This window comes from Arthrobacter sp. MAHUQ-56, from assembly GCF_019710585.1.
GTDB lineage: Bacteria > Actinomycetota > Actinomycetes > Actinomycetales > Micrococcaceae > Arthrobacter.
In genome coordinates, this window is record NZ_JAIFZQ010000020.1 from 639,002 (window position 1) to 658,574 (window position 19,573).

The following is a 19,573-nucleotide window of genomic DNA, read 5'->3' on the forward strand; positions in this document are numbered from 1 at the left end:
ACCAGGTTGCTCTATCAGTTGTGGTCCCTAAACCTCCCGGTTAGGGACCACAACTGGTAGAGCAACTGGTGTTTAAGGCTCCCGGAGCGCCGCGCGGATTTGGGCAGTTGCCTTCCGGAAGTCGTTGGCGAGGTCGTCAGCGTTGAACTTGAAGTACCGCCATCCCGCCGAGTAGAAGGCTTGGTCGCGCCGGTTGTCCCGGGACTGCTGCTCCCGCGTGAGGTGATGGCCGCCGTCGTACTGTATGGCAATGCGTTGCTGCCTGTAGCCGAGGTCTGCCGCCGGTGAGTAGGGCTCTCCTGGCACGATCTGCAACTGGAGCCCGGGCTCCGGGAGCCCTGCATCAACCAAGGCAAGACGCAAGAAAGTCTCGGGGGCGGAGTCCGCACCTACACGAATAAGTTCGACGGCGGCCCGGGCCTTGACGATGCCCTGCATCTTGGGGTGCCTCGTCAGCATCTCCCGGAGTCCTTGAACCGTTGCCCATGGCTCGGTGCGAAGCTCGAGTCCGTCGTGCGGCCGACGGACCAACTGGTCGCCCATTGCTACGACATATTCCATGGGAAGCAAGCGGCAAAGGTCCAGCCATGTCCGCGCCGGCGTTGAGATACGTATGCCTTCCCAGTCCATAATTTCGTCGTCGTGCGCCACAACTCGATGCCCGATTACACCGTCACGCCTCACTTGTGGGAGCGAACGCGGTTTGCTGAGGTGCAGGTCCCGGCAGTCCTGGAACCAGGCAGGAAGCCATAGCCCAAGCAAAGTGGCCGCCGTCAAATGCGATATCCACGCTCCAGGACTTGCGGCCGACAATGCCCGAGCCATGCCGGGGAGCTCGAACTCCCATCCGGCCGGTAGATATAGAAGCCGGCCGGCCGATAACAGGTCAGATGCACGCAGCCGCCCACTGCTAACGCTCGCTGCCCGCGCCTCAGCAACGGTGAAGGGAACGGCCAGAGGGGCAGGCAAGGGTGAGGCGAGGCGCATGCGCTCATTGTTCCCGGATCACGCCGACCCCGCAGGAGTTATCCACAACCCCCGTTGCTCTATCAGTTTTGGCAACTAAAACCGGGTTTTAAGGACCAAATCTGATAGGGCAACGGGGAAGGAGGTTAGGTGAGGCCTACCGGGTTTCCTTCCGCATCCACGTCCATCCGGAGGGCTGCCGGGACGGCGGGAAGGCCGGGCATGGTCATCACCGCACCGGTCAGGGCCACGATGAAGCCCGCGCCGGTCTTGGGCAGCAGGTCGCGCACGTGGACGGTGAACCCCTTGGGGGCGCCGAGGCGGGAGGCGTCGTCCGTGAAGGAGTACTGGGTTTTGGCCATGCAGACCGGCAGTGAACTCCAGCCGTTCCGCTCGATCTCGGCAAGCCGCTTGAGCGCCGGCACCGAGAAGTCCACACCGTCGGCACCGTAGATCTCCTGCGCGATGGTCCGGATCTTGTCCTCCACGGACAGCTCCAGGGGATAGAGGTGCCGGAAACTGGTGGGCCGCTCCACGGCCTGCGCCACCAGCGCGGCAAGCTCGTCACCTCCATCGCCCCCGCCGCCGCGCCCCCACACATCGGCGACGGCGGCAGGCACGCCTTCGGCGGCGCACCAGTCCAGCAGCCAGTCGAGTTCCTCCGGAGTGTCCGAGGAGAAACGGTTAATGGCCACCACAGGTGTGACGCCGAACTTCTCCACATTCCGCACGTGCCGGCGCAGGTTGGCCACGCCGGCCTCGAGCGCGGCCATGTCAGGCTGGCCCAGCCGGTCCTTGGCCACCCCGCCCTGCATTTTCAGCGCCCGCACCGTCGCCACCACCACGATCGCCGAGGGGGCCAGGCCGCCAACCCGTGCCTTGATGTCCATGAACTTCTCGGCGCCCAGGTCGGCCCCGAACCCGGCCTCGGTCACCACAATGTCCGCCAGCCGCCGGGCCGTCTGCGTGGCGATCAACGAGTTGCAGCCATGGGCGATGTTCGCGAAGGGGCCGCCGTGCACCAGCGCGGGAGTTCCGGCGATGGTCTGCACCAGGTTGGGCTTGATGGCCTCCTTGAGCAGGAGCGTCAAAGCCCCCTCCACCCCAAGATCCGCCACGGTGACGGGGGCGCGGTCGTAGGTGTAGCCGAACGTGATCCGGCCCAGGCGCGCACGCAGGTCCGCCAGGTCAGTGGCCAGGCAGAAGACGGCCATGACCTCGGACGCCACGGTGATGTCGAACCCGTCCTGCCGGGGCACACCCTGGGTCGGGCCGCCCAGGCCGATGACCACCTCCCGCAGCGCCCGGTCGTTCATGTCCAGGACGCGCTTGAAGGTCATCCGGCGCGGATCGATGTTCAAGGCGTTGCCCTGGTAGATGTGGTTGTCCACCAGGGCCATGAGGGCGTTGTTGGCTGAGGTAATGGCATGGAAGTCGCCGGTGAAGTGCAGGTTGATCTCATCCATGGGAAGGACCTGCGAATAACCCCCTCCGGTGGCCCCGCCCTTCATTCCCAGGACCGGACCGAGCGAGGGCTCGCGCAGCGCAATCATCACCTTGTGCCCGGCCCGGGCCAGGGAATCGGCCAGTCCCACGGTGGTGGTGGACTTGCCCTCGCCGGCCGGGGTGGGGGACATGGCCGAGACCAGCACCACCTTGCCGTGCGGAGCCGGCGCGGCGAGGCGGCCGGGATCGATTTTCGCCTTGTACCGCCCGTACTGTTCCAGCGCGTCAGCGTTAACCCCCGCGGCGGCGGCGATCTCTGCGATCGGCCGGATGCGGGCGGCGCGGGCTATCTCAAGATCAGTGGGAAGAGCAGGCATCCTTGTCCTTTCCTGCACCGGCCGGCGCCGGAGACCTGCCCCTAAGCTAACAGCAGCCAGTCGGTGGACGAAGGAAAATCAGGAAGCCGGAACGGCCCGGGCCAGGCGGGGTGCCATGTAGTTGTCGACGGCGGCATGGTAGCTTTCCAGCGTGATGGCGGCCGTGCGCTGCCAGCCGGAGTTCTGGGCGCGGATGGCGGCGGCCCGCCCCAGGTCCTCGCGCGTGGCGGGGTCGTCGTACAGCGCTTCCAGCGCATCGGCCCAGTCGGCGGCGTGGTGGCCGTCCACCAGGAGCCCGGTGCGGCCGTGGAAGATGGCCCGGGAAAGCCCGCCCACCCGGGTGGCCACCACGGGCGTGCCGCAGGCCTGGGCCTCAAGGGCCACCAAGCCGAAGGATTCGCTGAAGGAAGGCATCACCACCACGTCGGCCGCGCGGAACCAGGACGCAAGCTCAGGTGCCTTCACTGGCGGCAGCTGCGTGACGACGTCGTCCATTCCTGCCTCGGCGACCAGGCACCGAAGGTTGAACTCCTTGTTGCCGCTCAGCGACCCCAGGACGGTGACCCGGAGGTCGATGTCGGGACGGCGCTTGCGCAGCAGCGCGGCGGCCTTGACCAGGACCTGAGGCCCTTTCAGGCGCTGGATGCGCCCGGCGAACACCAGGTGGAAGGTGTCCGGGCTGATGCCGTGCTGCGCCCGCGACCTGGCGCGGAACGCCGGGGTGAACGTGCCCAGGTCCACACCGGGCGGCGCGATGTCGATGCGGTCGTAGGTGGCACCGTAGTGCGACACCAGTTCGGCCGCTTCGGCGCTGGTGTTGGCGATAAGCCGCGCGGCGCCATCCACGATGCGCTGCTCACCCAGCTCCCGCCGGCGCGGTTCAGGCTGTTCGCCGGACTCCAGCAGCAGGTTTTTGACCTTGGCCATGGTGTGCATCGTGTGCACCAGCGGCACACCCCACAGTTCGGACAGCTCCAGGCCTGCGATCCCGGACACCCAGTAGTGCGAATGGATGACGTCGTAGCGACCGTGCGGCTGGCGGCTCCGGATCTGTTCGATCTCCGCCACCATGGCGTGCAGCAGCCCGGGAAGCTCCTCCTTGGGGATCTTCTTGGGCGGCCCGGCCAGGACGTTGTGCACGCAAACCCCGGGATCGGGATGTTCGACGGCGGGCTGGCCCGCTGAAGTGGCGCGCGTGAAGATCTCCACCTCCACGCCGGCCTCCGCCAGGGCCGAGGCGAGCTCACGGATATAGACGTTCATCCCGCCGGCGTCACCGGAGCCCGGCTGCTCCATGGGGGAGGTGTGGAGGGAGAGTAAAGCGACCCTGCGGATCAGTGCCACGGGACCTCCTTCCGGCCACCGGCGCGCGTCAGCGGAACCGGGCAAGTGGACATTCGATAAAACACTACTCCTTCCCCTAACGCCCGCCGCCCTGCCACATCTTCCCCAGCGCCGGGAACACCTCTTCGTAACCTGAAAGGAGCTGCACGGCAAGGTCCGCGGAGTCCACCAGCGGATGCCGGGCGAAGGCCGCGAGGGCAGCCCCGCGGTTGCCCTCGCACGCGGCCTGGACGGTGAGCCGCTCCACCTCCTTCACGCGCCGGAGCAGCCCAAGCTGCGGTTCGGCCGGTGCCTCCTGGGGCAGCGGGATGGCACCGCCGGCGTTAACAGCGCAGGGAACTTCGACGACGCCGTCCGCGGGCAGGCCGGGAATGGCGGGTTGGGGAGCAGGCGGGTTGGTCGTGGCGGGCGGGGATGCCTCTCCACCGCCGGGCGGCAAGGTGTTGCGGGTGTTGAGGACCAGCTGGGTGCCGCCACCGGCAGGGCTTCCACCGGGGCTTCCGGAGAGCGCGCGCATGGCCGCCAGCGCAACCCGCTCGTAACCGCCGCCGGCCAGGTCCTCCTCATTCCGCCGTTCGCCGTCGCCCCGGGCCTCGGCCAGGTACCCCTCCTCCCGGGACCGCCGCGCTTCCTCCCACAGCCGGTACGCTTCCGCGCCGGCAGCGGCGAGCCGGGGGTAGAGCTCCTGCTGCTGGCTGTGGATGGTCTCGCCGCGGGTCCGGGCCATGGCCTGCATCGCCAGGCGGGCTGCACCGGCCTGGTAGTAGTAGAAAAGGTACTCGTTGGGCAGCAGGCCGAGGTTCGCCAGGAACTCCTGCGGGAACAGCCTGCCTTCCTCGAAGGACTGAAGGGCAGCGGCATCCGAAAGCAGGTCCGGCAGCACGTCCCGGCCCCCGGACTCCAGCCGGTACAGCCAGCCCAGGTGGTTCAACCCGTAGTAGCCCACGCCGTCGAGCGATCCCTCCGGCAATGTGATCCCGGCGGCCCGCGCCGCGCGGTGCACCAGGGCGCCCGCTGAGTCGCAGATCCCGACCACCCGCCGGCCCAGCAGGGGGAGCAGCGCTTCCGTGACCATCCCGGCGGGGTTGGTGAAGTTGACCAGCCATGCGTCCGGGCACTGTTCCCGCATCAACCGGGCCAGGTCCAGCATGTGCGGGATGGTCCGCAGGGCGTAGGAGATTCCACCGGCCCCCGTGGTTTCCTGGCTCAGCAGGCCCAGGCGCTGCGCCACCTTCTCGTCGGCGACGCGTCCCGCCGTGCCGCCGGGCCGGATGGCGGCGAACACCACTTCTGTCCCGGCGAGGGCTTCGCGAAGATCGGTGGTGGCGTGGAGGCGCAAGGGCGAGTTCTGCCCGCCGGGCATGCTGCGCAGCACCGCGGTGACGGCATCCAGCCGGCCGGGATCGACGTCGTGCAATACCAGTTCGGTGACCAAACCGGCATAGCGGCCGGACACCAGTGCCCGGTATATCAACGGCACCCGGAAACCTCCGCCGCCGGCAATCAGAAGCCGCATACCCAGCAGTCTAGGCCCGCCCGCAGCCGAGCCGCCCCTACGCGTCCGGGGCCCCTACCGAAGCCTCCCGGCACGGCGTATTGTGCCGAACATGGACGCGATTCCCGCCCGCCCCTTCGACCCCCTCGCCGCCGTCCGGTCACCGGCCGAGCCGGGATTCGACGTGCTGCTGGCCGGCACGGTCTTCCAGGACATCATCTTCACCGGCCTGCCCCACGGGCCCGAACCAGGGACGGAAATCTGGAGCGAGGGAATGGGCAGTTGCCCGGGCGGGGTGGCAAACCAGGCCATCGCCGCAGCCCGGCTGGGCCTGCGCACCGGGCTGGCCGCCGCGTTCGGGGATGACGGCTACGGCGACTTCAACTGGAAGATCCTCTCCGGCCAGGAGCACGTGGACCTCAGCCTGTCCCGCCGCGTCCCGGGCTGGCACTCGCCGGTCACCGTGTCGCTCTGCGTGGACCAGGACCGCTCGCTGGTGACCCATGGCCACTCTGCCCCGGTGAGCAACTCGGAGCTGATCGGAAAGCCTCCCCGGGCGCTCGCCGGCATTGCCGAGGTGGGCCTGGAAGTGGAACCCTGGGCCCGGTCCGCCCAGGCGGCGGGGGTCAAGCTGTTCGGCGATGTGGGCTGGGATCCCAGCGGGGAGTGGGCCCCTGTGCGGCTCGAGAACCTGCAGTATTTCTACGCCTTCCTGCCCAACCAGCGCGAGGCCATGGCGCTGACCGGCAAGGACAACCCCTGGAGCGCGCTCTACGCGCTGGCGGACCGGCTCCCCGTGGCCGTGGTGACCCTGGGGGCGCAGGGCGCCATGGCTGTGGACTCGGAGACCGGGGAGGAGGAATGGGTTCCGTCGCTTCCGGTCAAGGCCCATGACCCCACCGGCGCCGGCGACTGCTTCGATGCCGCCTTCATCGTGGGGACCCTGGCAGGCTGGCCCTTGGGGAACCGACTGCGGTTCGCCAACCTGTGCGCGTCGCTGGCCGTGCAGGAGGTGGGCGGATCATTGGCTGCCCCGGGCTGGGGGGACATCGCGGACTGGTGGAAACGCGCCAACGCCCGCCCCGAACGGCAGATGAGCCAGTGGCTGCGGCGCTTCGCGTTCCTGGCGGACATCCTCCAGGATGTTCCGCTCGGAGCCCAGCGCCGGGCGGCCGCCACCATCGCGCACCTTTCGGATGCGTGAGGGCCGGCAGGCACGGCGATTATTCGGCCGGAAGTGCCCGGACTAGAATCAGTTAGGTGACCTACCCCGCAACAACCGGTGAATTCAGCGCTGCCCAGGGGCCCGACCCCCACCACGAACGGTCCGCCGTCATCGACCTGGACGCCATCCGCCACAACGTCCGCCGGCTGGCCGCCGCCGCGTCCCCGGCGAAAGTCATGGCCGTCGTCAAGGCAGATGCCTACGGCCACGGCGCCGTTCCCGTGGCGCGCGCGGCCCTGCAGGCAGGCGCCTCCTGGCTGGGGGTCGCCCACATTTCCGAAGCGCTCGCGCTGCGCGCCGCCGGCATCGACGCTCCGCTGCTTGCCTGGCTGCACACCACCGACAGCAACTTCGGCGCCGCCGTGGCCGCCGGCGTCGACATTGGATGCTCAGGGTGGGAGCTGGAACGGATCGTCGCTGCGGCCCGTGAACAGGAGCGTCCTGCGCGGGTGCACCTGAAGGTGGACACCGGGCTGGGCCGCAACGGGTGCACGCCGGAGGACTGGGACCGCCTGGTGGGCGAAGCCGTGGAATACCAGGACCAGGGCCTGCTGCGCGTGGTAGGGATTTTCTCGCACCTCGCCGTCGCGGACGAACCGGAGCGGCCCGAGACGGACCAGCAAGTGGCTGCTTTCCGGGAAGCGGTGGCCATCGCCGAAGATGCCGGCGTGGACCCGGAAGTCCGGCACCTTGCCAACACCCCGGCCACGCTGTCCCGGCCGGACACGCACTTCGACCTCGTCCGTGCGGGCCTGGGGATCTACGGGCTCTCGCCGTTCGACGGACAGACGTCCGCCGAGCTGGGCCTGCGCCCCGCGATGACGCTGCGCACCCTTGTCTCGCAGTGCAAAAACGTGCCCGAGGGGCAGGGCGTCTCCTATGGCCTGCGCTACCGCACCAGTGGGCCGACCACCCTTGCCCTGATTCCGCTGGGCTATGCCGACGGTGTTCCACGCGTCGCCACCGGCGGTCCCGTGCGGGTGGCAGGAAAGACGTACCCGGTGGTGGGGCGGATCGCCATGGACCAGATGGTGATAGACCTCGGGGCGGAGCACGCCGGGGAGGGGCTGCCCGGTGCCGAGGCAGTGCTGTTCGGCGACGGCGCGGACGGCGGGCCCACCGCCGACGACTGGGCCCGCGCGGCCGGGACCATCAACTACGAAATCGTGACGCGGATCAGTCCCCGGGTTCCGCGGCGCTTCATCAACGAGGACGAGCATGCCGGCGCGGGTGCCGGCCTCGCCGGGTTCCACGGCGGGGCGGGGGCGGCATGAGCGCAGCGCAGGCAGGCGCCCAGCCCGCTGCAGCCAACTGGGAAAAGACGTTTACGGCGACGACGGCGGACCAGACCCAGGCGTTCGGCGAACGCCTGGCGGAGGTACTCCGGGCCGGGGACCTGCTGGTGCTGTCCGGCGAGCTCGGCGCGGGTAAGACGACGTTCACACAGGGCCTGGGGCAGGGCCTGGGCGTCCGCGCGGGCGTCATTTCGCCCACCTTCGTCCTGGTCCGGATCCATCCCAACCTGCCGGACGGCCCGCGGCCCGGCGGCCCGGACCTGGTGCACGTGGATGCCTACCGGCTGGGCTCGGCGGCAGAGATCGATGACATCGACCTCGAAAACACCATGGACTCGTCCGTGACGGTAGTGGAATGGGGCCACGACCGCGTGGAGCACCTCAGCGAGAGCAGGCTGGAGATCGACTTCCTCCGCGCCATCGGCCTGGGCGCCGCGAGTACCGGAAACCTCGACTTCGACGCCGAGGACACCGACGAGCCGCGCACCATCGTGATGCGCGGGTACGGCCCCCGGTGGACGGCCGCTCCGGACCTCGACGGCCGCGAAAGGAGCGCCCCATGCTGATTCTCGCCATCGACACGTCGGCGGTGGCCAGCGCAGCCCTGGTCTCCGATGACGCCCCCGAGGCCGTGGTGGCCAGTTTCTCCACCGAGGACACCCGCAGCCATGCGGAGGTACTCGCCCCCGGGATCCACGAAATGCTCGCGTCGGCAGGCGTCACTGGCCAGGACATCGATGCGTTGGTGGTGGGCGTGGGCCCCGGACCGTTCACCGGCCTGCGCTCCGGGATTGCCACGGCGCGCACCCTGGCCTTCGTGTGGGGCAAGCCGCTGCATGGGCTGATGAGCCTGGACGCGGTGGCTTTGGAGGTGGCCGAATCCACCTCAGCAGTCCCCGAATTCCTCGTGGTCACCGATGCCCGGCGCAAAGAGGTCTACTGGGCCCGCTACAGCCTCAGCGACGGCCAGCTGCCCCTGCTGGAAGACGGGCCGCACGTGGGTTTCGCCGCGGACCTGCCGCAATTGCCCGCGTTCGGCGCGGGTGCAGGCCTTTACGCCGACGCCCTTAAAGCCGATCCGGACTTCGCGCAGGAGCAGCCCGACGCCCTGTACCTTGGCCAGTTCGCACTGGCCCGGCTGGCATCCGGGGGCACCCTGCTGGACTCCACGCCCTTGTACCTGCGTGAATCCGACGCCCAGGTGCCCGGACCACGGAAGCGCGCCCTGTGAGCACCGCACCCGATACCCACCCCGCGGAAGTCACCGTCCGGGACATGACACTGGACGATGTCCCTGCCGTCGAAGCCCTCGAGCAGCGGCTCTTCCCGATCGACGCCTGGCCCCTGCAGATGTTCCTGGACGAACTCTCCCAGCCGGAAACCCGCCGCTACCTCGTGGCGGAAGCCGGCGGCGGCATCGTGGGCTACGCCGGCCTGATGTGCATCGAGCCCATCGCCGACGTCCAGACCATCGCCGTCGTGCCTGACTACGAGGGCCGCGGCATCGGCACCACCCTGCTCACCCGGCTGATCGCGGAAGCCCGCCGCAGGGGAGCCGCCGACGTCCTCCTCGAGGTCCGCGCCGACAACCCGCGGGCGCAGAAGCTGTACGTGCGGTTCGGGTTCGAGCAGATCCATGTCCGCCGCCGCTACTACCGGGACGGGGTGGACGCCCTGATCATGCGGCTCCGGCTCGCGGACTCCCCGGACACGGGGGCCATTGATACCGGGGAAACAACGGAAGCAGGCAAACAATGAACCGCACCCAGCCCCTGGTGCTCGGCATCGAATCGTCCTGTGACGAAACCGGCGTGGGCATCGTCCGCGGCACCACCCTGCTGACGAACACCGTCTCCTCCTCGATGGATGAGCACGTGCGTTTCGGCGGGGTCATTCCCGAGATCGCCTCCCGGGCGCACCTTGACGCGTTCGTCCCCACCCTCGAACAGGCGCTTGCCGAGGCGGGCGTGGAGCTGGCGGACGTGGATGCCATTGCGGTCACGTCCGGCCCCGGCCTGGCTGGTGCGCTGATGGTGGGTGTCTGCGCCGCGAAGGCTTTGGCCGTGGCCACCGGAAAGCCGCTCTACGCCATCAACCACCTGGTGGCCCATGTCGGCGTCGGACTCCTGGACGGCCGCGGGGACGGCCGCAAGCAGGAACTGCCGGAAAACCTTGGCGCCCTGCTGGTGTCCGGCGGTCACACGGAAATCCTGCAGATCAACAGCATCACCAGCGACGTGGTGCTCCTGGGCTCCACCATCGACGACGCCGCGGGCGAGGCCTACGACAAGGTGGCCCGCATCCTGGGGCTCGGCTATCCCGGCGGCCCCGCCATCGACAGGATGGCCCGCACCGGCAACCCGAAGGCCATCCGCTTCCCGCGCGGCCTGACCCAGCCCAAGTACATGGGGACCGCCGAAGAACCCGGACCGCACCGCTACGACTGGTCCTTCAGCGGCCTCAAGACGGCGGTGGCGCGCTGCGTGGAGCAGTTCGAGGCCCGCGGTGAGGAGATCCCGGTGGCCGACATCGCCGCTGCCTTCCAGGAAGCCGTGGTGGACGTTATCTCGTCCAAGGCCGTCCTGGCCTGCCGGGAGCGCGGAATCAAGGATGTCCTGCTCGGCGGCGGAGTGGCAGCCAACTCACGCCTGCGGGAACTGACCGGGCAGCGTTGCGCCTCCGCCGGAATCCGGCTGCACGTTCCTCCGCTGGACCTGTGCACGGACAACGGCGCCATGGTGGCGGCCCTCGGTGCCCAGCTGGTGATGGCCGGCGTGGAATCCAGCGGCATCGGCTTCGCCCCGGACTCGTCGATGCCCGTCACGTCGGTGTCGCTGCCGGCCTGATCCCCGCGAAACACACAGTTGCTCTATCAGATATGGCTCCTAAACCACCGGTTTAGGAGCCATATCTGATAGAGCAAGTCAGGCGGTGGGGCCGTTGCGCATCTGCTTGACCAGGTCCAGGACCACGGCCTGCAGGTTCCCGCCGTTCTCGGCGGCCACGCGGCGCTGCCGCTGGTACCCGGCGCCGCGGCGGATGATCTTCTCGACGTCGGCTAGCTCGTCCGGGCAGCGGAGCTTTGCCGCCACCGGTTCCAGCCGGTTCAGCGTTTCCAGGAGGTGGTCGGTGACCAGCTGCTCCTTGCCCGCCGCATCCAAAATGATGATCGCGTCCATGCCGTAACGGGCCGCGCGCCACTTGTTTTCCTGCACATGCCACGGCGGCATGGTGGGGATGGTGCCGCCGTTGTCCAGGATGGTGGAGAACTCGTCCACCAGGCACTGGGTGAGGGCGGCGATGGCGCCCACTTCCTCCAGGGTGGCCAGCCCGTCGCAGATGCGCATCTCGATGGTGCCCAGCGCGGGCACGGGCCGGATGTCCCACCGGATCTCGGAGATGGTGTCGATCACGCCGGTGGTGAACATGTCCTGGACGTAGGACTCGTATTCCTCCCAGGACTTGAACTGGAAGGGCAGGCCGGCGGTGGGCAGCTGCTGGAACATCAGGGCCCGCTGGGACGCGTAGCCGGTGTCCTCTCCGCCCCAGAACGGGCTGGAGGCGGAGAGCGCCTGGAAGTGCGGGAAGTAGTTGACCAGGCCGTCCAGCACCGGGAGGGCCTTGTCCCGGCTGTCGAGGCCCACGTGCACGTGCACGCCGTAGATCACCATCTGCCGGCCCCACCACTGGGTCCGGTCGATGAGCTTGGCGTACCGCGCCTTGTCCGTCACCGGCTGCAGCTGGGGCGGGCTGAACGGGTGGCTGCCGGCGCAGAACAGCTCCACACCCATGGGGTCGGTGATCTCCCGGACCGCAGCCACCGAGCGGTTCAGGTCCTCCTTGGCCTCCGCCGCGGTGTCGCAGATGCCGGTGACCAGTTCCACCGTGTTGAGCAGCAGTTCCTGCTTGATGTGCGGATGCTCGTCGTCTTCGTTGAGTTCGGGGTGGCGGGAGGCGACGCCGCGGAGCACCTGGTTGGCGACGGAAGCGAGCTCGCCCGTCTTCCCGTCCACCAGGGCAAGCTCCCACTCAACACCGAGGGTTGACTGCCTCGATGACGCGAAGTCGATCTTCACACGTTTCCTTACTCTCCGGTTTGCCGCTGGCTGATGCCGCTCACAGGCTGCGCCGGCTGGCGAACGGGTGTTTCAAGTCTATAGGGCAGGGGTAGCATCCTATTGATGGCTCCGTTCCAGTACCTGCGTCACAGCCCTGCCAAATCCTTCCCCCTCCTCCTGGCCTTGTCGGCCCTGGCCCTGGCCTCCTGCACCGCCGCTCCAAGTCCCGCCCCGCCGTCGTCCGCGCCCTCCAGCGGCGCGTCGCCCACCCCTTCGGCAAGCACGACGCCGGCACCACCTTCCGCCTCCCCGTCGCCTGATCCCGGTTCCCGGCCCCTGGGCTGGGGCCCCGAGCAGCGGGACGAGGACGCAGCTGCCGCTGCCGTGGCAGCCATGACGCCCGAGCAAAAAGCCGGGCAGGTCCTGCTCCCGTTCTTCAAGGGCAACCAGGTGGAGGCCCAGGCGGCACTCATCCAGCGCCTGCACCTGGCCGGCTCCATCATCATGGGCGACAACGTGCCGCGCGATCCGCAGGGGAAAGTCGACGTGGCCGCCATGACTGCCCTGAACCAGCGGCTGCTGCAGGCAGTGGCCGCCGACGGCCGCCGCTGGCCCGGGATCATCGCCGTGGACCAGGAAGGCGGCATGGTGGCGCGCATCGGTGCGCCGCTGACCGAGTGGCCTGCGCCGATGAGCTACGGTGCGGCCGGCAACGAAGCCCTGACCCGGGAAGCCGGCAAGGGCCTGGCCGGGGAGCTGGTGCCCCTGGGTTTCAACCTGGACTTCGCGCCGGACACGGACGTCACCATCGGCGCCCAGGATCCCACCATTGGTGCCCGCTCCATGTCCGCCGATCCGGCCGCCGCGGCAACCCAGGGGGTGGCGTTCTCCCAGGGAATGCTTGCCGCCGGAGTGATGCCAACCGTGAAGCATTTTCCCGGGCACGGTTCCGTCACCACGGATTCCCACCTCAGCCTGCCCGTCCAGCCGGCCGGCGTCGACGCGCTCCAGGCAAGGGACTGGAAACCCTTCCAGGCGGCGGCCGCCGCCGGACTGCCCATCGCCATGACCGGGCACATCGCCGTGCCCGCGCTGGAACCTGGCGTGCCGGCGTCGCTCTCCGCACCAAACTACGCGGCCCTGCGCAGCCTGGGCTTCAAGGGCGTGGCGGTGACGGACGCCCTGAACATGGGCGCGGTGGACAAGCAGTACCCCGCAGGCACGGCTGCGGTGAAGGCCCTTACCGCGGGCGCCGACCTGCTCTTGATGCCAGCCGACGTGGAGCAGGCCCACGCGGCCATTCTCCAGGCCCTGGCATCCGGCAGCCTTCCCGCCGGGCGCCTGGACGAGGCGGCCCGGCGGGTGGCAACGCTGATGACCTGGCATGCCCGGACCGCCCCGGCGGCAGGGGCGCCGGGCGCAGGCACCCCGGCCGGCAGTGGAGCGGCCCTGTCCACCCGGGTGTCGGCGTCGGCCGTCACGGTCCTGGCCGGTCCGTGCAAGGGGGCGCTGGTCCCCGGCTCGGTGCGCGTGGCCGGCGGGGGACCGGGGGACCGGGAACGCTTCGAGGCCGCCGCCGCCCGTGCCGGGCTCACCGTCGGTTCCGGCCCGCTGGTGAGCCTTATCGGCTATGGCGGGAAACCTGCGGGCGGGGACATCGCCGTGGCCCTCGACGCGCCGTGGCCGCTGCAGGATTCCACCGCGCCCGTCAAACTGGCGCTCTACGGCCGCAGCGACGCCGCCTTTGACGCGCTGGCCGCCGTGCTGGCAGGAAAGGCGCCCGCGCCCGGGAAGCTGCCCGCCGCCGTCGGCCCCTACCCGGCGGGAACCGGCTGCGCCTGACCCCCGGGACCACCGGTGCCGGCGGGACCGCTTTAATGGTGGGGTGCCCATTCTGAATAAAGACATGACCCTCTGCATCTCGCTCTCCGCCCGTCCGAGCAACAACGGGACCCGGTTCCACAACCACCTGTACGAACAGCTGGGCCTGAACTGGATCTACAAGGCGTTCGCACCCACCAATCTGGAACAGGCCATCGCCGGCGTGCGGGGCCTGGGCATCCGCGGCTGCGCCATCTCCATGCCGTACAAGGAGGACGTGATCGCCCTGGTGGACGAGATGGATCCTTCGGCCAAGGCCATCGATTCCGTCAACACGATCGTCAACACGGACGGGCATCTCAAGGCCTACAACACCGACTACACCGCCATCGAGCAGCTCCTGGCCACGAATGCGGTCCCCACCGACTACTCGGTGCTGGTGCAGGGTGCCGGCGGCATGGCCAAGGCCACCGTTGCCGCCCTCCGGGACGCCGGCTTCACCGACGTCACCGTGATCGCCCGGAACGAGGCCACCGGGCGTGCGCTCGCGGACCAGTACGGCTTCACGTGGCGTGCAGCGCTCGACGGCGGGACAGCGGACCTGATCATCAACGTCACCCCTATCGGTATGGCAGGGGGAGCGGAAGCTGACGCCCTGTCCTTCCCGGCGGAAACGATCGACGCGGCGCGCGTGGTGTTCGACGTGGTGGCGCTGCCGGCCGAGACGCCCCTGATCCAGGCCGCCCGTGCCGCGGGCAAGCCGGTCATTACCGGGGCCGAGGTGGCCACCATCCAGGCACTGGAGCAGTTCGTCCTGTACACGGGGGTACGGCCGACGGCAGAGCAGGTGCGGGCGGCCGAGGAGTTCATGCGCGCCCAGTAGGGGCTAGACGGGTTCCACCACGATGGCCACCCGGTCCTCGCCGATGCGGGTCAGGACCAGGGTGGCCGTTTTGCCGCCCTTTTTGGCGTTTTTCCCGCCCGGAAGCAGTTGCTTCCGCAGTTCCTCCGGCGTCACCGCCGTGCCGCGTTTCTTGATGTCCAGCACGGTGATGCCCTCCCTCTTGACCCAGGCTTTGAGCGCCTTGACGTTGTACTGCATCACGTCCAGCACCTTGTAGGCCCTGGCGAACGGCGTGTCCCGCAGCTCCGGCGCGCAGATGTAGGCGATGTGCTCATCCACCAGGTGCCCGCCCAGTTCGAGCGCGACGTCGGCCACCAGGCCTGCCCGGATCACGGCGCCGTCCGGCTCATACAGGTAGCCCGCCACCGGCCCCACCGGGGCCTGGGGGCCTGCGCCGAAGTCCTCACCGCTGGTGAGTTCCGCCGGCCCCTGGGGGCCCAGGACCAGGGCGGCCCGCCGCACGCCGGGCCTGCGCACCGCGTTGAACCACAGTGTCACCTCGGTAACGTCACCCGACACGGACACCCACTGCGCCTCGCAGCCCCCGGGGACGGAGTCGTGCGGCATGCCGGGGCCCATCTTGACGCCCACGGCCTTCCCCTGCGCGGCCAGCGATTCGACGAATGACAGTGGCGGGGAGAAAGCTTCGGGGTCCCAGATCCGTTTGGTGCCGGAGGTGGAGGTGACACGCCGTGCGGGGTCCAGCCAGACGCCGTCGATGCCGTCCAGCGGCACCGCCGCGGCATCGGCGTGGACCACCGTCGCGTTGGGGAACGGAATGAGGTTCACGGTGGCGCACGCCGCGGTTGTTTCGTCCATCTCGACGGCGGTGACGGCCACGTCCAGGGAGGCCAGCGCCAGCGAGTCGGCGCCGAGGCCGCAGCCCAGGTCCGCTACGTGGCTGATCCCGGCGCCGGCGAACCGCTTTGCGTGGTGCGCGGCCACGTTCAGCCGCGTGGCCTGCTCCAGGCCGGCCTGGGTGAAGAGCATCCGGCGGGCGAACTCGCCGAACTTCGCCTCCGCCTTGGTCCGAAGCCGCGACTGCGTCAGGACCGCGGACACCAGCCCGGCCGGGTGCCCGGCCTTCCGCAGGGCCGCATTGAGCGCAAAGGAATCCTCGTCCCGGTAGGGCCCCAGGGACGCCAGCAGGTCCCATCCTTCGGGGGTCAACAGCGGTGCAATCTGGTCCTGTGCAGTCTGGTCCTGGGGAGCGTGAGCCATGGGTTCCAGCCTAGTGGAGGAGCACGTACCGGGATGCCGATAGTGTTGACAGCATGGAAGAGAGCGCAGCCCCCGGGCCGTCCGGCGAACAGCAGCCCACGACCCCGGGGGTCGCGAGGTTCGCCCGCCCCGTGCTGATCGCCGCGTCCGTAGTGGCCGTGGTCTGCATCGCCTTGCTGGTGATCATCTTCCTCCTGGATACCTTCAACGCCACCGTCTATTCGGTGGGCGGCAACAACATCTCCGACGACACCCAGGAGGCCCGGGACATCCGCGGGCTGTACGACGGCGCGCGCACAGGGAGCATCTTCTTCCTCGTCACCGCGGTGCTCGCCGCGGCAGCGGCCGGCTGGTTGCTCGTCCGGGGGCGCAGCCAGGGCGACGGCGGGGCCGACGGCGGCGAGGACGTCGGCTTCGACGACCTGGGCCGCTAGGAGTGCCGGCCCCCAAGGCCGGCCGGCCGCCGTCGTACGTTCCCGAAGCCGTACGCCTACGACGAAACGTTGGCACTCGCCTTGACCGAGTGCTAACCCTTACATAGAGTCTTCATTAGCACTCTCCCTAGGAGGGTGCTAACACATGAAGAGCTGCCAGCCAGGCTGCTGCCGGCACCGCGACGACGGTTTGCCAGCTACGGCGGAAAGCTTTCCAGTCCACGAATTTGCTGACGAAAAGGAGAGGTCCGAGTGTCGGTCTCTATTAAGCCTCTTGAGGATCGTATTGTTGTCCGCCCGCTCGAAGCCGAGCAGACCACGGCTTCCGGCCTGGTTATCCCGGACTCCGCCCAGGAGAAGCCGCAGGAAGGCGAAGTTGTTGCAGTAGGCCCCGGCCGCTTCGAAGATGGCAACCGCGTTCCGGTCGACGTAGCCGTTGGCGACGTCGTTATCTACTCCAAGTACGGCGGAACCGAAGTCAAGACGGGCGGCACCGAGTACCTCGTGCTGTCCGCCCGCGACGTCCTGGCGATCGTCGTCAAGTAACTCTTTCGGATCCCCGTGCTGCCGGCCACGCTTATGCTGGCCGGCGGTGCGGGGTTTCTGTCTTTGAAAGGACAAAACCATGGCAAAGCAGCTTGCGTTTAACGACGCTGCCCGCCGGTCCCTCGAGGCCGGCATCGATAAGCTCGCCAACACCGTCAAGGTGACGCTCGGCCCCCGCGGCCGCAACGTCGTCCTGGACAAGAAGTGGGGCGCTCCCACCATCACGAACGACGGCGTCACCATCGCCCGCGAAGTGGAGCTTGACGACCCCTACGAGAACCTTGGCGCGCAGCTGGCCAAGGAAGTAGCCACCAAGACCAACGATGTTGCCGGTGACGGCACCACCACCGCCACCGTCCTGGCCCAGGCCCTGGTCAAGGAAGGCCTGCGCAACGTGGCAGCCGGCGCTGCCCCCGGCCAGATCAAGCGCGGCATCGAGGTTGCGGTTGAGGCCGTCGCCGCCCGCCTGCTGGAGAACGCGCGCCCCGTCGAGGGCACCCAGGTGGCAAACGTTGCCGCCATCTCCGCCCAGAGCGACGAAATCGGCGAGCTCCTCGCCGAGGCTTTCGGCAAGGTGGGCAAGGATGGTGTCATCACCATCGAGGAGTCCTCCACCACCCAGACCGAGCTGGTCCTCACCGAGGGCATGCAGTTCGACAAGGGCTACCTTTCCCCGTACTTCGTCACCGACGCGGAGCGCCAGGAAGCAGTCCTCGAGGACGCCCTCATCCTGATCAACCAGGGCAAGATCTCCTCCATCCAGGAATTCCTGCCGCTGCTCGAAAAGGCGCTGCAGGCCTCCAAGCCGCTGTTCATCATCGCCGAGGATGTCGAGGGCGAGGCGCTGTCCACGCTCATCGTCAACCGCATCCGCGGCACCCTGAACGTTGTTGCCGTCAAGGCCCCCGGCTTCGGCGACCGCCGCAAGGCCATGCTGCAGGACATCGCCACCCTCACCGGTGCGCAGGTTGTCTCCCCGGAACTGGGCCTGAGCCTGGACACCGTTGGCCTGGAGGTGCTGGGTACCGCCCGCCGCATCACCGTCACCAAGGACAACACCACCATCGTGGACGGTGCCGGTTCGGCCGAGGACGTGTCCGCCCGCGTGGCCCAGCTGCGCGCCGAGCTGACCCGCACCGACTCCGACTGGGACCGTGAAAAGCTCCAGGAGCGCCTGGCCAAGCTGGCCGGCGGCATCGGCGTCATCAAGGTCGGCGCCGCCACCGAGGTTGAGCTGAAGGAAAAGAAGCACCGCATCGAGGACGCCGTGTCCTCCACCCGCGCTGCCCTCGAAGAAGGCATCGTGGCCGGCGGCGGTTCCGCCCTCATCCACGCCCTCAAGGCACTGGACGAGGACGCTGCCGTCAACGCGCTCGAAGGTGATGCTGCGGCTGCCGTCGGCATTGTCCGCCGCGCCCTGGTGCAGCCGCTGCGCTGGATCGCCCAGAACGCCGGCTTCGACGGCTACGTGGTCACCTCCAAGGTGGCGGACCTCGAAACCAACAACGGCTTCAACGCCAAGTCCGGCGAGTACGAGGACCTGATCGCAGCGGGCGTCATCGACCCCGTCAAGGTCACCCGTGCAGCCCTCCGCAACGCGGCCTCCATCGCGGCCCTGGTTCTCACCACCGAGACCCTGGTCGTGGAGAAGCCCGCCGATGAGGACGAGCACGCAGGCCACAGCCACTAACATCCCCGCCGTCTCCCTCACCTCGCTTCGCTCGGTCAGGGAACCCTGACGGCGTGGGCCCTGCAGTCGAAAAACCGGTCCAGCATTGCTGGGCCGGTTTTTTGTTTATTCGGGACGAAGCATGGCTAGGGCGACATCTCTGCTGTCTGCACATCCCCCGCCCGTTCGTACACCAGCGACACGGATCCCTTGGGGAAGGTGCGCGCAGGCTCGGTGAGGTGGAAGCTGGCGGGCACCGTTCCGGCGTCGAAGAGCCGCTTGCCCTGCCCCAGGACCACCGGGTAGAGCCAAAGGTGCAGCCGGTCCAGCACGCCTGCCGCCAGCAGGGAGCGGATCAAGACGCCGCTGCCGAACATGTGCACCTGCTGGTACTGCTCGCGGAGCCCGGCTGCCGCCTGGGCATCGGGAAGGACCGTGGTGCCCGCCCACTCCGGGGCCGCCAGGGTGCTGGAGACAACGAACTTGGGCACCCGGTTGAGGGCGTCGCCAATCTCGCCGGACTGGTGCGGCCAGTAGGAGGCAAAGATGTCGTAGGTCTTCCGGCCAAGGAGCAGGGCATCAATCCGGCTGATCTCGGCGCCAATCGAGGCGGACGCCTCGTCGTCGGACACGGGCGCCTGCCAGCCGCCGAAGGAAAACCCGTCTTCCGTGTCTTCCTCGCGCCCGCCCGGGGCCTGGTAGACGCCGTCGAGGGTGATGAACAGGTTCGCCACGATGATGCCCATCCGCCCATTTTGGAACTGGCCTCCCG

18 protein-coding genes are annotated in these 19,573 nt (G+C 68.7%); 11 read left to right on the forward strand and 7 right to left on the reverse strand.

Features of this window, described 5'->3' with window-relative positions:
* Positions 1-72: 72 nt before the first annotated feature.
* The 4 genes from K4G53_RS21480 to K4G53_RS15390 form a co-directional block, all read right to left on the reverse strand.
* Positions 73-543, reverse strand: a complete 471-nt coding sequence (locus K4G53_RS21480) for a DUF559 domain-containing protein (protein WP_308287898.1) — start codon at positions 541-543, stop codon at positions 73-75.
* A gap of 569 nt (positions 544-1,112) precedes the next feature.
* Positions 1,113-2,789: a formate--tetrahydrofolate ligase gene (locus tag K4G53_RS15380; protein ID WP_221386514.1), complete on the reverse strand. Its 1,677-nt coding sequence runs from the start codon at positions 2,787-2,789 to the stop codon at positions 1,113-1,115.
* Between the two features lie 78 nt (positions 2,790-2,867).
* Positions 2,868-4,133 (reverse strand): D-inositol-3-phosphate glycosyltransferase, encoded by a 1,266-nt coding sequence (mshA, locus tag K4G53_RS15385; RefSeq protein ID WP_221386515.1) that lies wholly within the window; start codon positions 4,131-4,133, stop codon positions 2,868-2,870.
* 76 nt (positions 4,134-4,209) lie between these two features.
* Positions 4,210-5,649 carry a 6-phospho-beta-glucosidase gene (locus K4G53_RS15390; protein ID WP_221386516.1) on the reverse strand — a complete coding sequence of 480 codons (1,440 nt, stop codon included), beginning with the start codon at positions 5,647-5,649 and terminating at the stop codon, positions 4,210-4,212.
* A gap of 91 nt (positions 5,650-5,740) precedes the next feature.
* On the opposite strand from K4G53_RS15390, the gene K4G53_RS15395 reads away from it, so the two are divergent.
* The 6 genes from K4G53_RS15395 to tsaD are packed head-to-tail and all read left to right on the forward strand — an operon-like array spanning position 5,741 to position 10,994.
* Entirely contained in the window at positions 5,741-6,832 is a 1,092-nt protein-coding gene (locus K4G53_RS15395; RefSeq protein ID WP_221386517.1) for a carbohydrate kinase family protein, read from the forward strand.
* Positions 6,833-6,888: 56 nt separating this feature from the next.
* The gene (gene alr / locus K4G53_RS15400) at positions 6,889-8,127 is read left to right on the forward strand and encodes an alanine racemase (protein WP_221386518.1); all 1,239 of its coding nucleotides are present in this window, start codon (positions 6,889-6,891) and stop codon (positions 8,125-8,127) included.
* Complete coding sequence (tsaE, locus tag K4G53_RS15405) at positions 8,124-8,714, forward strand: tRNA (adenosine(37)-N6)-threonylcarbamoyltransferase complex ATPase subunit type 1 TsaE (protein ID WP_221386519.1); 591 nt, start codon at positions 8,124-8,126, stop codon at positions 8,712-8,714. Before alr ends, tsaE begins: the two co-directional genes overlap by 4 nt.
* Complete coding sequence (gene tsaB / locus K4G53_RS15410; RefSeq protein ID WP_221386520.1) at positions 8,708-9,379, forward strand: tRNA (adenosine(37)-N6)-threonylcarbamoyltransferase complex dimerization subunit type 1 TsaB; 672 nt, start codon at positions 8,708-8,710, stop codon at positions 9,377-9,379. The genes tsaE and tsaB overlap by 7 nt, the downstream gene beginning before the upstream one ends.
* A 44-nt stretch (positions 9,380-9,423) precedes the next feature.
* On the forward strand, positions 9,424-9,906 hold the full coding sequence (rimI, locus tag K4G53_RS15415) for a ribosomal protein S18-alanine N-acetyltransferase (protein WP_221386942.1): 483 nt from the start codon (positions 9,424-9,426) through the stop codon (positions 9,904-9,906).
* Positions 9,903-10,994: a tRNA (adenosine(37)-N6)-threonylcarbamoyltransferase complex transferase subunit TsaD gene (gene tsaD, locus K4G53_RS15420; protein WP_221386521.1), complete on the forward strand. Its 1,092-nt coding sequence runs from the start codon at positions 9,903-9,905 to the stop codon at positions 10,992-10,994. Before rimI ends, tsaD begins: the two co-directional genes overlap by 4 nt.
* Before the next feature lie 78 nt (positions 10,995-11,072).
* Here tsaD and K4G53_RS15425 read toward each other — a convergent pair whose 3' ends face one another.
* On the reverse strand, positions 11,073-12,224 hold the full coding sequence (locus K4G53_RS15425) for a glutamate--cysteine ligase (protein ID WP_221386522.1): 1,152 nt from the start codon (positions 12,222-12,224) through the stop codon (positions 11,073-11,075).
* A gap of 375 nt (positions 12,225-12,599) precedes the next feature.
* Between K4G53_RS15425 and K4G53_RS15430 the strand changes: the two genes are divergently transcribed.
* Entirely contained in the window at positions 12,600-14,048 is a 1,449-nt protein-coding gene (locus tag K4G53_RS15430) for a glycoside hydrolase family 3 protein (protein ID WP_221386943.1), read from the forward strand.
* A 43-nt stretch (positions 14,049-14,091) separates the two neighbouring features.
* Entirely contained in the window at positions 14,092-14,910 is an 819-nt protein-coding gene (locus tag K4G53_RS15435; protein ID WP_308287899.1) for a shikimate 5-dehydrogenase, read from the forward strand.
* Between the two features lie 3 nt (positions 14,911-14,913).
* Here the strand turns inward: K4G53_RS15435 and K4G53_RS15440 are convergent, their stop codons facing one another.
* Positions 14,914-16,152 carry a class I SAM-dependent methyltransferase gene (locus K4G53_RS15440; RefSeq protein WP_221386524.1) on the reverse strand — a complete coding sequence of 413 codons (1,239 nt, stop codon included), beginning with the start codon at positions 16,150-16,152 and terminating at the stop codon, positions 14,914-14,916.
* Between the two features lie 53 nt (positions 16,153-16,205).
* Between K4G53_RS15440 and K4G53_RS15445 the strand changes: the two genes are divergently transcribed.
* From K4G53_RS15445 to groL, 3 genes are all read left to right on the forward strand, one after another.
* The gene (locus K4G53_RS15445) at positions 16,206-16,586 is read left to right on the forward strand and encodes a hypothetical protein (protein WP_221386525.1); all 381 of its coding nucleotides are present in this window, start codon (positions 16,206-16,208) and stop codon (positions 16,584-16,586) included.
* 252 nt (positions 16,587-16,838) lie between these two features.
* The gene (gene groES / locus K4G53_RS15450) at positions 16,839-17,132 is read left to right on the forward strand and encodes a co-chaperone GroES (RefSeq protein WP_003805290.1); all 294 of its coding nucleotides are present in this window, start codon (positions 16,839-16,841) and stop codon (positions 17,130-17,132) included.
* 79 nt (positions 17,133-17,211) lie between these two features.
* Positions 17,212-18,822, forward strand: coding sequence for a chaperonin GroEL (gene groL, locus K4G53_RS15455; RefSeq protein ID WP_221386526.1), 1,611 nt, complete (start codon positions 17,212-17,214; stop codon positions 18,820-18,822).
* A gap of 125 nt (positions 18,823-18,947) precedes the next feature.
* Here the strand turns inward: groL and K4G53_RS15460 are convergent, their stop codons facing one another.
* Entirely contained in the window at positions 18,948-19,547 is a 600-nt protein-coding gene (locus K4G53_RS15460; RefSeq protein WP_221386527.1) for a dihydrofolate reductase family protein, read from the reverse strand.
* Positions 19,548-19,573: the final 26 nt, after the last annotated feature.

Bases quoted from the DNA above. Each gene is read 5' to 3' on its own strand.
- K4G53_RS21480 (WP_308287898.1), bottom strand. From the start codon at position 543: ATGGGCGACCAGTTGGTCCGTCGGCCGCACGACGGACTCGAGCTTCGC.
- K4G53_RS15380 (WP_221386514.1), bottom strand. From the start codon at position 2,789: ATGCCTGCTCTTCCCACTGATCTTGAGATAGCCCGCGCCGCCCGCATC.
- K4G53_RS15390 (WP_221386516.1), bottom strand. From the start codon at position 5,649: ATGCGGCTTCTGATTGCCGGCGGCGGAGGTTTCCGGGTGCCGTTGATA.
- K4G53_RS15395 (WP_221386517.1), top strand. From the start codon at position 5,741: ATGGACGCGATTCCCGCCCGCCCCTTCGACCCCCTCGCCGCCGTCCGG.
- tsaE (WP_221386519.1), top strand. From the start codon at position 8,124: ATGAGCGCAGCGCAGGCAGGCGCCCAGCCCGCTGCAGCCAACTGGGAA.
- tsaB (WP_221386520.1), top strand. From the start codon at position 8,708: ATGCTGATTCTCGCCATCGACACGTCGGCGGTGGCCAGCGCAGCCCTG.
- rimI (WP_221386942.1), top strand. From the start codon at position 9,424: ATGACACTGGACGATGTCCCTGCCGTCGAAGCCCTCGAGCAGCGGCTC.
- tsaD (WP_221386521.1), top strand. From the start codon at position 9,903: ATGAACCGCACCCAGCCCCTGGTGCTCGGCATCGAATCGTCCTGTGAC.
- K4G53_RS15430 (WP_221386943.1), top strand. From the start codon at position 12,600: ATGACGCCCGAGCAAAAAGCCGGGCAGGTCCTGCTCCCGTTCTTCAAG.
- K4G53_RS15440 (WP_221386524.1), bottom strand. From the start codon at position 16,152: ATGGCTCACGCTCCCCAGGACCAGACTGCACAGGACCAGATTGCACCG.
- K4G53_RS15445 (WP_221386525.1), top strand. From the start codon at position 16,206: ATGGAAGAGAGCGCAGCCCCCGGGCCGTCCGGCGAACAGCAGCCCACG.
- groL (WP_221386526.1), top strand. From the start codon at position 17,212: ATGGCAAAGCAGCTTGCGTTTAACGACGCTGCCCGCCGGTCCCTCGAG.
- K4G53_RS15460 (WP_221386527.1), bottom strand. From the start codon at position 19,547: ATGGGCATCATCGTGGCGAACCTGTTCATCACCCTCGACGGCGTCTAC.